The organism is Neobacillus sp. C211 (assembly GCF_051842875.1).
GTDB lineage: Bacteria > Bacillota > Bacilli > Bacillales > Cytobacillaceae > Neobacillus.
Genome location: NZ_JBPXRO010000036.1, coordinates 1 through 12,828, shown reverse-complemented (window position 1 = coordinate 12,828; position 12,828 = coordinate 1). Strand labels below are relative to the sequence as shown.

The 12,828-nt window shown below is 37.1% G+C and carries 13 protein-coding genes; 5 read left to right on the top strand and 8 right to left on the bottom strand.

Features of this window, described 5'->3' with window-relative positions:
- Nucleotides 1-11: 11 nt before the first annotated feature.
- Nucleotides 12-1,679: an alpha,alpha-phosphotrehalase gene (gene treC / locus ACSU6B_RS24660; protein ID WP_410888960.1), complete on the bottom strand. Its 1,668-nt coding sequence runs from the start codon at nucleotides 1,677-1,679 to the stop codon at nucleotides 12-14.
- 85 nt (nucleotides 1,680-1,764) lie between these two features.
- Nucleotides 1,765-3,189 carry a PTS system trehalose-specific EIIBC component gene (treP, locus tag ACSU6B_RS24655; protein WP_410888958.1) on the bottom strand — a complete coding sequence of 475 codons (1,425 nt, stop codon included), beginning with the start codon at nucleotides 3,187-3,189 and terminating at the stop codon, nucleotides 1,765-1,767.
- Nucleotides 3,190-3,608: 419 nt separating this feature from the next.
- On the opposite strand from treP, the gene ACSU6B_RS24650 reads away from it, so the two are divergent.
- Entirely contained in the window at nucleotides 3,609-4,181 is a 573-nt protein-coding gene (locus ACSU6B_RS24650) for a GNAT family N-acetyltransferase (protein ID WP_410888957.1), read from the top strand.
- Nucleotides 4,182-4,256: 75 nt separating this feature from the next.
- A complete protein-coding gene (locus tag ACSU6B_RS24645) occupies nucleotides 4,257-4,667 on the top strand; it encodes a VOC family protein (protein ID WP_214717173.1) in 411 nt (136 codons plus the stop codon).
- 45 nt (nucleotides 4,668-4,712) lie between these two features.
- On the opposite strand, the gene ACSU6B_RS24640 is transcribed toward ACSU6B_RS24645, so the two are convergent.
- Both ACSU6B_RS24640 and ACSU6B_RS24635 read right to left on the bottom strand, forming a co-directional pair.
- Complete coding sequence (locus ACSU6B_RS24640) at nucleotides 4,713-5,903, bottom strand: M14 family zinc carboxypeptidase (RefSeq protein WP_410888955.1); 1,191 nt, start codon at nucleotides 5,901-5,903, stop codon at nucleotides 4,713-4,715.
- A 122-nt stretch (nucleotides 5,904-6,025) separates the two neighbouring features.
- Entirely contained in the window at nucleotides 6,026-6,421 is a 396-nt protein-coding gene (locus ACSU6B_RS24635) for a thiol-disulfide oxidoreductase DCC family protein (protein WP_410888953.1), read from the bottom strand.
- 182 nt (nucleotides 6,422-6,603) lie between these two features.
- Between ACSU6B_RS24635 and ACSU6B_RS24630 the strand changes: the two genes are divergently transcribed.
- Nucleotides 6,604-7,245 carry a phosphatase PAP2 family protein gene (locus ACSU6B_RS24630; protein WP_410888952.1) on the top strand — a complete coding sequence of 214 codons (642 nt, stop codon included), beginning with the start codon at nucleotides 6,604-6,606 and terminating at the stop codon, nucleotides 7,243-7,245.
- Between the two features lie 83 nt (nucleotides 7,246-7,328).
- On the opposite strand, the gene ACSU6B_RS24625 is transcribed toward ACSU6B_RS24630, so the two are convergent.
- The 4 genes from ACSU6B_RS24625 to ACSU6B_RS24610 form a co-directional block, all read right to left on the bottom strand.
- A complete protein-coding gene (locus tag ACSU6B_RS24625) occupies nucleotides 7,329-8,006 on the bottom strand; it encodes a DUF2642 domain-containing protein (protein ID WP_410888950.1) in 678 nt (225 codons plus the stop codon).
- Nucleotides 8,007-8,191: 185 nt separating this feature from the next.
- Nucleotides 8,192-9,643: a hypothetical protein gene (locus ACSU6B_RS24620; RefSeq protein ID WP_439277834.1), complete on the bottom strand. Its 1,452-nt coding sequence runs from the start codon at nucleotides 9,641-9,643 to the stop codon at nucleotides 8,192-8,194.
- A 101-nt stretch (nucleotides 9,644-9,744) separates the two neighbouring features.
- Nucleotides 9,745-10,254 (bottom strand): hypothetical protein, encoded by a 510-nt coding sequence (locus tag ACSU6B_RS24615; RefSeq protein WP_410888948.1) that lies wholly within the window; start codon nucleotides 10,252-10,254, stop codon nucleotides 9,745-9,747.
- A 153-nt stretch (nucleotides 10,255-10,407) separates the two neighbouring features.
- On the bottom strand, nucleotides 10,408-11,478 hold the full coding sequence (locus ACSU6B_RS24610; protein WP_410888946.1) for a CotH kinase family protein: 1,071 nt from the start codon (nucleotides 11,476-11,478) through the stop codon (nucleotides 10,408-10,410).
- A 252-nt stretch (nucleotides 11,479-11,730) separates the two neighbouring features.
- Between ACSU6B_RS24610 and ACSU6B_RS24605 the strand changes: the two genes are divergently transcribed.
- Both ACSU6B_RS24605 and ACSU6B_RS24600 read left to right on the top strand, forming a co-directional pair.
- On the top strand, nucleotides 11,731-12,045 hold the full coding sequence (locus ACSU6B_RS24605; RefSeq protein WP_439277830.1) for a hypothetical protein: 315 nt from the start codon (nucleotides 11,731-11,733) through the stop codon (nucleotides 12,043-12,045).
- Nucleotides 12,046-12,108: 63 nt separating this feature from the next.
- Nucleotides 12,109-12,828 (top strand): hypothetical protein (locus ACSU6B_RS24600; protein ID WP_410888942.1); only part of this gene is annotated, 720 nt, incomplete at its 3' end.

Genomic DNA, 12,828 nt, shown 5'->3' with positions numbered 1-12,828 from the left:
GACATCTCCGTTCATCTTTTCAGGTAATACACAACCGACTCATATGGCCGCAAGGAGATTTCCGGGCCAATTGGTGCCGAATCCTCATAATTAGAGAGTAACATCTCACTATCATACTCATCAAGATGTAAATCAGTAGGGAGAACGAATGCTTTCTCTTTATCGTAAAAATTGTTGATCACTAGTAATTTTTCAGAGCCACTTGTTCTAACAAATGCAAATATAGCATCATCTTCATTAGAAATAGGGAGATATTTTCCAACTGTAATCACATCATACTTTTTTCGTAATTGTATAAGTTTTTGATAGTGGAAAAAGATAGAGTCTGAATCTTTAAGTGCCTGCTCCGCATTGATTTCCAGGAAATTACTTGCCGTTTGAATCCAAGGAGTCCCGCTTGTGAAGCCTGCGTTTTCATTTGCATTCCATTGGACTGGTGTTCTTGAATTGTCACGGGATTTTTGTTTTAGGATGTCAATAATCTCATGTTGGTCCATACCCTCATTTTTCTTGATGTTAAAAATATTTAAGGACTCTACATCTCGATATTCATCGATGGAGTTGAAGTTAGGATTGGTCATCCCAAATTCTTCGCCCTGATAAATATAAGGGGTTCCCTGCATCATATGAAGGGTGGTGGCCAGCATTTTAGCCGATTCTTTATGATATTTTTGATCATCGCCGAAACGGGACACGACCCGTGGCTGGTCATGATTACACCAGAAGAGGGCATTCCAGCCGCCGCCTTGATTCATTCCAACCTGCCAATTAGATAAAATCTGTTTTAAGGTATGAAAATCAAAGTCCGCTTTCGTCCATTTATCACCATTGGGATAGTCGACCTTTAAGTGATGGAAGCTAAATGTCATGTTTAATTCTTCTTGGTTTGGGTTCGTGTATTTAATACAGTTATCAATCGATGTAGATGACATTTCACCGACCGTCATAATATCGTATTTTGAAAAAACTTGTTCGTTCATTTCATGTAAAAATTCATGGATTCTTGGTCCATCGGTATAAAATTTCCGGCCGTCGCTGTCATCCTGAGGGAAATTCTGGTCTTTGGAAATTAAATTGATAACATCGAGACGGAAGCCATCGACACCTTTTTTTAACCAAAAGTGCATCATTTCGTATAGGGCTGCACGAAGCTTTTCATTTTCCCAGTTTAAATCTGCTTGGGTCACATCGAATAAATGTAAGTAATACTGTTCGGTTGTCTCATCATATTCCCATGCCGAACCACCAAATTTTGATTCCCAGTTCGTAGGAGCCTTGCCGTTCTTGCCGTCTTTCCAGATATAGAAGTCACGATATGGATTGTCTCTAGTGGACCGTGCTTGTTTAAACCATTCATGTTCTGTTGATGTGTGATTAATGACAATATCCATGATGATTTTTAAGCCGCGTTTGTGTGCTTCAGCTAGTAACCTGTCAAAGTCATCCATCGTTCCATAATCTTCATGAATTGCGTAGTAATCGCTGATATCATAACCATTATCTCTTTGAGGAGATTTATAGATGGGAGTAAGCCAAAGGACTTCTACACCGAGTTCTTTTAGATAGTCTAATTTTTCAATAATGCCTTGAATATCTCCAGTTCCATTTCCAGTCGTATCATGAAAGCTTTTTGGATAGATTTGATAGACGACTGCTTTTTTCCACCATTCATTTGACATTTCAAACACCTGCCTATTTTATATTAAGTAATTTAATGGAGAAAAGGAGGGAGCATGTCTCCCTCCTAAATATGTGATTTAGCTTTTATTTTTTAAAAGAAAATTTATTCATGCGTGTTTTAGCAAAAACAATTGTTAGTAGGAATGGAACGACAATGGCTACAACCATTGAAATGGCAAACATCGTCATGTGCTGACCTTGGATGGAAAGGAATCCTGGTAGACCACCGACACCGATTGAGTTAGCCATAACGTGGCTACCAACGGAGACAACGCCTGCAATCATGGAACCAATCATCGCAGCAAGGAATGGGAAGCCATACTTTAAGTTAATCCCGAACATTGCTGGCTCTGTTACTCCAAGGTAACAAGAGATGGCTGCTGGAATCGATACTTGTTTTTCTTCTTCATTTTTACGATTGATAAAGATCATCGCAAGTACAGCTGAACCTTGGGCAATATTAGATAGTGCAATCATTGGCCATAGGTTTGTTCCGCCAAGTTCACTCATTAATTGTAAGTCAATCGCATTCGTCATGTGGTGCAACCCAGTAATAACAAGTGGTGCATATGCGAACCCGAAGATTGCCGCAAATACCCAGCCAAATGAAGAGGTTAAGCTTGAATACACTACATGAGAAATTCCAGAACCGATGCTCCAACCGATAGGGCCTAAAACAGTATGAGCGATTAAAACAGTAGGAATTAACGCTAAGAATGGAACGACAATCATGGAAATGGAATTTGGAACAATTTTACGTAATCTAGTTTCTAAGAAAGCAAGCACTAATCCAGCTAAAATTGCAGGAATTACTTGTGCTTGGTAACCAATCATTTCGATTTTTGCAAAACCGAAATCCCAGACAGGAATATCCTTTGCACCTGCTACAGCATAGGCATTAAGCAATTGCGGAGATACTAGTGTAATACCAAGGACGATACCTAGGATTTGTGAACCTCCCATTTTTTTCGTAACCGACCAGGTAATTCCGACTGGAAGGAAGTGGAATACCGCTTCACCAATCAACCATAGGAAGGAATGAACACCTGCCCAGAACTGTGAAACCTCGATGATGGACTTTGTTCCATTATCAAGTAATTTGATATCACCGATGATGTTTCTAAAGCCAAGGATTAAACCTCCGACAACTAGTGCAGGAATTAATGGGGTAAAGATTTCGGCTAGGTGGGCCATCATTCGTTGCAGCCAGTTCATATTCTGTTTGGCTGCTTCTTTTGCTACTTCTTTAGAAGTTCCATCCACACCAGCAATTTTTACAAATTCATTATAAAAGCTAGATACTTCATTCCCAATGATGACTTGGAATTGTCCGGCTTGGGTAAATGTACCTTTTACAAGCTTAATGGACTCGATTTCTTTAATATCCGCTTTGCTTGGATCGTTTAAAACGAACCGCATTCTTGTAACACAATGGGTAACGGCTGCAATGTTTTCTTTACCGCCAATGTGTTTTAATAGATCATTTGAAGGATCTGTGTACTTCGTCATTTGTCTTTCCCCCTGTTTGAATGGGCATGTCCCCATTTTCTATCCTCTATTTTTTTATCACTCTATATACAATCAATGTGTACGTTTTCATAAACGATCGTTGCTTGTATATACATGTTATGATTACGATTTCATTCTAACTTGTATATACAGGTATGTCAACAAGGAAAAAATTTATTTTTATAAAATTGCAGAAACTTTTACACTTTAAAGGAATAATGATTGAAAGAAAATTTTGAAAATGGTAATATAAAGATGTTTAAATTCTTCTGAGTTTAGACCTCCTAATTAAGGACTTGGCCTAGACCACCAAGTTCTCATTTGGACCTTTGATTTTATTTCAAAGGTCCTTTTTTTTATAAAAATCTTCCTTACTGGGTATTTTGGTAATAAAAGAAAAATGTAGGAGGCAAACTGCCTTGGAATTTCAAACAATAAATCAATGGGATGAAAAACTTTGGAAACAGGTAAGTCCTATTTACCATCAAGCTTTCGATGGGAAAGGAGCGAAGCCGGAGAAGATCATTCGGAATATGTTTCAGAAACAGCTTTGTTTCCTACATATAGGATTTGAAGAAGGTCAAATAGTGGCGATGGCATTGACCGGGAAGTTGGAAGGAACGCTGGCCCTGCTAATTGATTATTTGGCTGTCCACCACAAATGGCAGCATCGTGGGATAGGCATGAAAATGATGAAGTATATTCAAGAATGGTCAATGACCAAAGGAAATATGAAAAGTCTGTTGATTGAAGTTGAATCCGAAGAAACGCCTGAGACACTTTCAAGGAATCGTTTTTGGAAAAAGTGCGGTTTTACCTTAACTGATTACATACATGATTACAAATGGGTGCCCGAATCTTACCGAGCTATGTTTTTGAACATGGTGCCTGACACCAACTTGCCTGAAAAGGGTGAGGAACTGTTTAAGTTAATTGAGAAGTTTCATAAGGCATCTTATCAGGGATCAGAAGTCGGAGGAAATAAAAATTAATTTTTAGGAAAAGCAGGTCTTGTTGCGGTAAGTGTAGTAAATAATATTGATGTTAATCAAAAGGGAGTGTTATAAATGAAGGGTCAAGCGACACCATACTTAATGTTCGATGGAAATGCAAAAGAGGCATTAGAGTACTACCGTGAAGTATTCGGCGGCGAAATATCAAATCTTCAAACCTATGGAGAGGCAGACTATCCGACACCGCCAGAGGCGCATGATCGTGTAATCCATGCTCAATTTAAAAAGGATGATCTTTTCCTAATGGCCTCAGACGCCTTTCCGGGGAATTCTGTCGTAGTAGGGAGTAATATTTCATTAACATTGGAATTCGAAAGCGAAGATGAAATCCGTGGGATATATGATACTCTTAGTCAAAAAGGAACGGTATATATGGAGCTGCAAGATACTTTTTGGGGAGCAAAATATGCGAAGGTAAAAGATGCCTTTGGTGTGATTTGGGATCTTAATTATACAAAAGCCTAATTTTATTCAGAGGGAAAGGAGGCAGGAGTTTTTCGGCCTCCTTTTTTACATATAAAGTCCCGCCAAGAAAATTCCCAGTGATTTTTGATAGATCTCATCAAATTGTGACAATGGAAGTGGATTTATTCCTCGCCCGAGTTCAATCGTAAATCCTGGTCGTTTCCAATCTTGAATAAACCAATCCTTGCAACCGGCATAGCTCTCGATCGTTTTGATGGGCTCGTAACCACTTACTCGGCTAAATTCTTTTACAATGTCCTCTGATTCAGGAGGTTCAAGATTTTCAAACCCCCAGTAGATGACCTCACCTTGTGTATGAAAGGCTAGAACTCTTACAAAATTTCGTTTTTTTATTAGTTTCGCCATTGCCATTGCTTCAGGCTCTGATAAAGGTTTTTCACCGACAAAATCTCTTGGTCCAGGCTCAGTCTTATTCCTTGCCTTTTCTAATTCCCATCTAGCCGGGAATTGATCATTTAGGTCAACCCCTCGAATATTAGCTTTCCAGTCCGTAAAATCTGTACTGCCCTTATTGAAATCAACCACTCTTTTATTCCAATTTTCGATTTCTGGGGGGCCATGTAGAACGAGGTCTACTCCATCTGGATTTACCATTGGGACAATAGATAAAATGCTTTGTTGGTAAAGTGGAAACATGGGTAGCCCACGGATCAGATTATGATTTGTCAGAGCTAATAAATAATCATTTAAAAAGGTCATGATGATTGATGTGGTTATCCATTCATTGGCATGAAATGATCCATTATAATGAACTCTTTTTTCCCCCGTTCCAATGACGATCTCTGGAATTTTTTTCCCAAGAACTGTCTTACCAATCACAGGTATCTGCATAAACGGATAAACATCTAATAATCTCTTGATATCATTCATCAATTTGATGTAATCATAACTTTGGCCACTATCCACTAATCTCCAAGTGATCCTAGTTGGAACCTTAATGGATTGACCTACATTTAGATTTTTTTCATCCAGGTTAGGATTAACCAAAGTAATAGCCTCTAGGGGAAGCGATCTCCGTTGACCAATACTCCATAAGGTATCGCCAGGGCGAATCTGATAATCCTGGGCAGAAAAGCCTGGTAATCGTACACGTTGGCCTTCAGAAAGATTATTATGATCGACATTTCTGTTTGAATCAATTATTAGCTGCAAATTTATATGAAACATCTGGCTGTAATGCCATAATGAATCTCCTTTTCTAACGACAACCTCCATAAATACCCTCCTACAGTAAAAAATAGTATTAATAATATCTATGCTATAGGGAATAAAATATTAGTTAGAATTAGAGTGTCTGCCACCATTTACCAGTTACCGATGTATTAAACAATTCACCCTTAGTCCAAAAATCTCTGCTTCCATTTTGGCAAAGGGAGGATACAACTTTCTTCTTTTCCAAACCATTTATAACGATTCTTTGCAACTATGTCGTAAAGGAAATCCCTGAAAAGTGGAGGGAGGAAGCGGAAAATCGAAAATATGCGCCAAGCCCCGCCTAATTTACTGCAAACACGAAGAGCAGCACTTGATTTTATATAGACCTTTTCCTTTTCAATTAGGACGAAACTATTTAGGTCATAGTTTAAGCTATGCTTTTTTAATAATTTTTGGCCAGTCTCTCCTTGGAGTGAGGCAAATTTAAAATAGCCCGAGGTGTCCCTTTTTATTATAAATTTCACACTGTTGTTACACAGATTGCAAACCCCATCAAACAAGATAATACGGTCCACCATTCCACCACCTTCACAACTAAGTTTGTGTTGTAATTTAGTTTAGCATAATTTTAAAAAAATTTGAGGGATGTATGGAAATTTCGTTTATTTTTACCGTATTTGTGGTACCATGGAGTGTGTTCGACTATTTCTGTATAGTAAACTAGAAAATTAGGTTTTTATATATTAAGGGAGGAATATGATTGAAAAGTTTAATAAAAAAAGCTCCCTATTTACTATTTTTGCTTGTAATTCCTCTTCTAGCCAAAATTTATGAATTATTAAATTCCCGTTCACATAGAGCAATCGATATTAGTACGTCAATTGACCAAGTGATACCGTTTTTGTCGGTCTTTATCATTCCATATATCCTTTGGTATGCTTATATTTTTTGTTATTTAATCTACTTTTGTTTTAAGGACACAAAAGTATACCTTAAAACGTTAATTTTAATTGTTGTAGCAGAACTGATTTGTTTTGTTATTTATTTCTTTTTTCAAACCACCGTCCCAAGACCAACTATTGAAGGTAATAATATCTTTAATCAACTTGTTTTGTGGATTTATGCAAATGATCGTCCATTTAATTGTTTTCCGAGTATCCATGTACTTACCACATTTGTTATCATGCTTGCTTCACTTCATATTAAAAACAAACATCTAATTAACAATGTTTGTATCCATGTTGTCGGGACTTTGATTATCATTTCAACCCTATTTGTTAAACAGCATGTCATTTTTGATATGATTGGTTCGATGTTCCTTGTTACTTTCCTATACGGAATTGCGTTTGAATTATTGTCATTTACTCGAAAAACGGAAACTGCTTATGTAAAAGAAAAATAGTTTAATAAAAAGAGTGTCTCTAGACACTCTGTTTTTTGTTTTAAAAGCTTGTTTACAAATAAGCTAAAGAAAAAATAAACCAGTTAAGTCAAATGGATTGTTTTAATATGTTGAAGATTAATAAAGACTGGATCTTCTTTTGCACCGATTAATTCCACAAAATTATCCTTAATCCCTTTTACCTTTCCGATAACATTTTCATTCTCTCCGATATTAAAGACGATCAATTCTCCAGTTAGTTTTTCAATTTGAACCTCAAACGATCTAGCAAAGGTGATATTGCTCGGATTTACTGGCAGATTTGCATTGCTTAGACCGTATGGACGTTGATTATTTGTGTATGGAATTAGCCATTTTAAATGGTTAAGAGATATAAACATGGTTTTGTATATTGGCGAGTAGAAAACAAAATAATTATTCATAATACTTATGATATAACCATGTAGTGCTTGATTGCTTGTTACATATATTTCTGTAAAAATACCTTTAGCAGCTGTCAGAGTTTTTCTTAGTGAAATTTCTTCGTTATTATTATAAATAGGTGTGGGTTCGTCATTAAGGGTAATTTCATCAAATTCTTTAATTTCATCTTGTTTTAAATACCGCCAATTTTGGCAATGAATAACAGGGATGTACAGGTAGTCATATCCATTAAAAACGACCAATAAATCGCTTCCTACATCAATCAGTACTCCACCAATGAATTTCTTTCCCGAAATCTCAAGTCTGATATATTTTCCAATATTATCTTTCAACTTCATTTTTTCACATCCTTTCCTAGGTAATCCCATTTTACAAATAGAGGAGGGCTGATATCACTAACTACTTATAACATGTATAATGATTAGAACTGCCCAACTCCTATTTGTATGGTTTTTGGGGATTTAACAGGGGAAATATGAAGGAATGATCTTATATATATTTTCACTATTACGATGAGATTTCATTAATTCAATCTTGATGTTCGATTGTTTCTGTTTGGCCATCCGGAAAACGGGAATGGTATTTTGCTGTCAGTATTAACTGGTTCGCCGGAAAAACGAAGAACTCTTTGCTCTTTCTCCTTTTGTTTCCATACATTCTGATTGTTACTATTATTGTTCATATCATTTGGTTTATTATCTTCTGTTTTCTTAGTTGCTTGGTTTTGTGTAGTTGTTGATTTAACCACTTTCTCTGCTTCTTCTTTTGTTTTTGTTGATTTTATTTCATTCTGTAGTAATTTATACGGTGGAGCAGGCTGATTTTCTGTATTTTGTATAAAAACTACTTCTTTTACTTGTTTCATTTCCTTCGATTGTTCGCTAGATATTGATTTGGTCGACTTAGCTTCTTCACACTTTTTATCTTTAGTGCTCATATCATTTGACTTTTTCATTTCAGTGGAATTTTTGGACGATTCCTTTTCGTCTGTTTGAGATTTCGTAATCTTACATTTATTAGTAATGAACTCATCCTTGGTTTGAACCATTGTAGCTTCTATTTTTATTGGTTGTGACCAAACCATTGTATTGTTAGGTTCAACCACTTCTTCTTTAACGGTCTCTTCTTTTTTCTTAGCAAACTTTTCTTTACTACTCGAATTTTTTTGTTTCGATTCCTCTTTATCACCGGAAGAAGAAGAGTGATTCTTTGAATCCTTTTTATCACCGGAAGAGGATGAATGATTCTTTGAGTCCTTTTTATCACCGGAAGAAGAAGAATGATTCTTTGAGTCCTTTTTATCACCGGAAGAGGATGAATGATTCTTTGAGTCCTTTTTATCACCGGAAGAGGATGAATGATTCTTTGAGTCCTTTTTATCACCGGAAGAGGATGAATGATTCTTTGAGTCCTTCTTATCACCGGAGGAAGATGAATGATTCTTTGAGTCATCTTTATCACCGGAAGAAGATGAACGATCCTTTGATTCTTTTTTATTAGAATCTTTATTATTATTTTCGTTTTTATTTGATGAAGACGTCTTCACAGCCTCTTCTTTAATAATACCTTTGAGGATGTTGGACACATGTGTTAATTTTATTAAGATCCGTTCATCACCGTTAATTAAAGTAACAAAGTCTGTATCAATTTCGCTTAATACACCAGTAAATCTTTGTTTGTTGATAGTCAATATCGTTACCCAAGTATGTTGAAAGGAAAGGAGTAAATCTGTTAAACTCTGTGTTTTTAGAAATTTTGCCGTTGTTTTCTCAGGTTGAAACTCTCTTGTATTTTTTGTGATTGCTTGAATTTTATCAATGTTATAATAAAAAATGTATTTATTTTCGGTTTCCAGCACTACATGGTCTGCCTCAACACCAATTAGTTTTCCTTTAAATACGTCTTCACCTACATAAAGATTTACACTAAAGCCTTTTAATAAATCCAATGCAGCTGAAAATTTATCTATCCCCATGTTTAATCCTCCTTAAAGAGATAATGAGTCGCTCCTCTAGTGGAGAAGCGACAAAATTTTTATTCGTGATCTTATTTATCATTGTTCTTGTTACTGCTGTTCTAACTACTGCTGTCTTTTTTATCGTCGTTCTTACGTCCTTTGTCATTCCCTTTAGATTTATTGGAATGATCTTTTTTTGATTTCTCAACTTTTAGTCCGTAGCTTATGTTTCGAATGTGTTTCATCGAGACACGGACAACTTCTTCTTTAACAATCAGTGAAGCGAAGTGTTTGTTTACATCACTTAGTACGCCTTCAAATGATTCAGGACCGCCACGATTAATTTTCACCCATTGAAATCTTATTTTTCCTAAAAGCTTCACAAAGTTTTCGGCCGTTTTAAAATCAAGTTTATTTGGGACCTTCAAACCAAACTTCATATCATCTTTAGCACTTTCTGTGATACTTCTGACATGATTTGTCTTATAATATACGACACCATCGTGTTCAGTTAAGATGGCAAAGAAGTCTTCAAATACTGCCAGTAATTTACCATTTCTTGATTCTGGACCTCCGCGGTCAACCCTAATTGTTTTCCCTATAAATTGTTCCATCATTTCTCTCTCCATAAAAGAATTATCCTCCTTTAAATTAAATAAACATTTACACTGCATCTATATGTATCACGGAATGATGTTGTACTAATAAAGTAGCCTTTTTTTACTGTTTTGGGTAAAAATAGGCAAAAAAAAGGTATATGATCAGATTCATATACCTCTTATCTATACGAATAAAGCTAATTCTTCTTTAAGGTAAGAGCTTCTTTTTTTAATAAAATTAAAATAAACCTTTTTTTCTTGTTCTAATGTTGCTGGGTTTGAACTAATAAAGGGATCTAGACTCATGTGGGGTTTTAAATAATTAAATAATTCATTAATAATTGGTTTTTGGACATCCAGAGTGAAGTCGTTTTCCAAAATACTTGAAATTATTTCTTTATATTGTTTTCTAAAGTGTTTAAAGTGGAAAAGTCTTGCTGAAAGTGTGTTAAATCCTGTTAATGGTACATAATCATAAACAAGTTTTCTGCCATGGAGGTTTCTACCCCATGTCCCATCATAATCCCAAGGAGTAATTTCATATAGTCCGGTTTTACCATTTTTATATAATGCATAATTATGGATAAACCCGTCATAATTTTGGACACAAACAGCTCCAGCGACCCATCTGAAATATTTCTCGACATCCAATACATGTGGGATTTTATTTTCAAAATCTTGATTGTTTAGGGCATTAATCATCGCAATAAAGTTTTTTAAATCAAGGATATCTTCTTTATCACCATATTTTAATGTATATCCCTGGTCTAATCGTTTTTTTATTTCTTTTTTCTTAGTTAATAAGGAGAAATTGGCTCGATTATTGGTTGCATAAATAATCGGACCATCCGGCAATTTTCTTTTTTCAAGAAGATATTGATCAAAAGATTCAATCTCTAAATAAATGCCCTTACTGTATCCATTGATATTCAGCAGAACATGCCGGGAGTGGGGAGATATGACTCCGATTCGATCAAAAAAATCCAGCGATAATTTGTTTCTACTTAATGATACATCTGAAAATTCCGCATTAAGATGAATTTCATGTGCCCCGTTGACCTTGTAAGGATTTTGAAAGACAATTCGATAAGATTTTTTTTTCTTATCCCTTATTACATTTCCTCGATAGGAAATTTTTACATTAAAACGATCTTCTCCTATCTTTAATACTGCAGGGACTAATTCATCATTCCAAATGTCTTTATCCAATTTTTTCAACCACTTCGGATTTATTAAAATTTCATATTTTAACACTTGAATTCTCCTAAATAACATTTTTTTTAGATATATGCATTCTCTTGGGTGGTTGTGTATAGAAACACTAAAAAATATGGTTTAAAAATATATGATTGTCTATGTCAAATAGATAAAATCATCATAAATTGAAATAGAAAAGAAAAATTTGTTAAGAAAGTGGTGGAATAATGGTACTAAAGCTTGATATTGAACAATTACTTTCACAAGCTAAAGAAAATGGTGTAGTTGGGTTTCTAGATAATAATCCTGTTGGTAAAAAAGGAGGTAACAATAAGTCAAGTTCAGACAGTTCAGGATCTACTGGCAGTGGTAAAAGCGGTAGCAGCAAAAGCAGCAGTGGAAGCTCTGGCAGTGGCAAAAGCGGCAGTGGAAGCTCTGGTAAAAGCGGAAGCGGTAGCTCTGGCAAAAGCGGAAGCGGGAGCTCCGGCAAAAGTGGAAGTGGAAGCTCTGGCAAAAGTGGCAGCGGTAGCTCTGGTAGCGGAAGTAGCGGAAGCTCTGGTAGCGGTAGCAGCGGAAGCTCTGGTAGCGGTAGCAGCGGGAGCTCTGGTAGTGGAAAAAAACTAAAAGGTCCTAAAAAACATAAAAGCCCTAAAGGACATAAAGGTCCTAAAGGTAGCAAGGGTAGCAGTGGAAGCGGAAGCAGCGGTAGTTCAGGCAGTGGAAGCAGTGGAAGCTCTGGCAGTGGAAGCAGCGGAAGCTCTGGCAGTGGAAGCAGCGGAAGTTCTGGCAAAAGTGGAAGCGGAAGTTCTGGCAAAAGTGGAAGCGGAAGTTCAGGCAAAAGCGGCAGCGGAAGCAGCGGTAAAAGCGGAAGCTCAGGTAGCTCAGGCAGCTCAGGCAAAAGCGGCAGCGGAAGCAGCGGTAAAAGCGGAAGCTCAGGCAGCTCAGGCAGCTCAGGCAGCTCAGGCAGCTCAGGCAGCTCAGGTAGCTCAGGTAGCTCAGGCAGCTCAGGCAGCTCAGGCAGCTCAGGTAGCTCAGGCAGCTCAGGTAGCTCAGGCAGCTCAGGTAGCTCAGGTAGTGGAAGCTCAGGTAGTGGAAGCAGCGGCAGTCACGGTAGCGGAAAAAAACCAAAAGGTAAAAAAGGTCCAAAAGGTAAGAAAGGTAGAAAGAGAAGCAGCGGAAGTGGCAGCTCAGGCAGTTCAGGCAGCTCGGGCAGTTCAGGCAGTTCAGGCAGTTCAGGCAGTTCAGGCAGCTCAGGCAGCTCAGGTAGCTCAGGTAGCTCGGGTAGCTCGGGTAGCTCAGGTAGCTCAGGTAGTCACGGTAGCACAGGTAGCGGAAGCAGTGGCAGTCACGGCAGCAGTGGCAGCTCAGGCAGCTCAGGCAGCTCAGGCAGCTCAGGCAGCTCAGGCA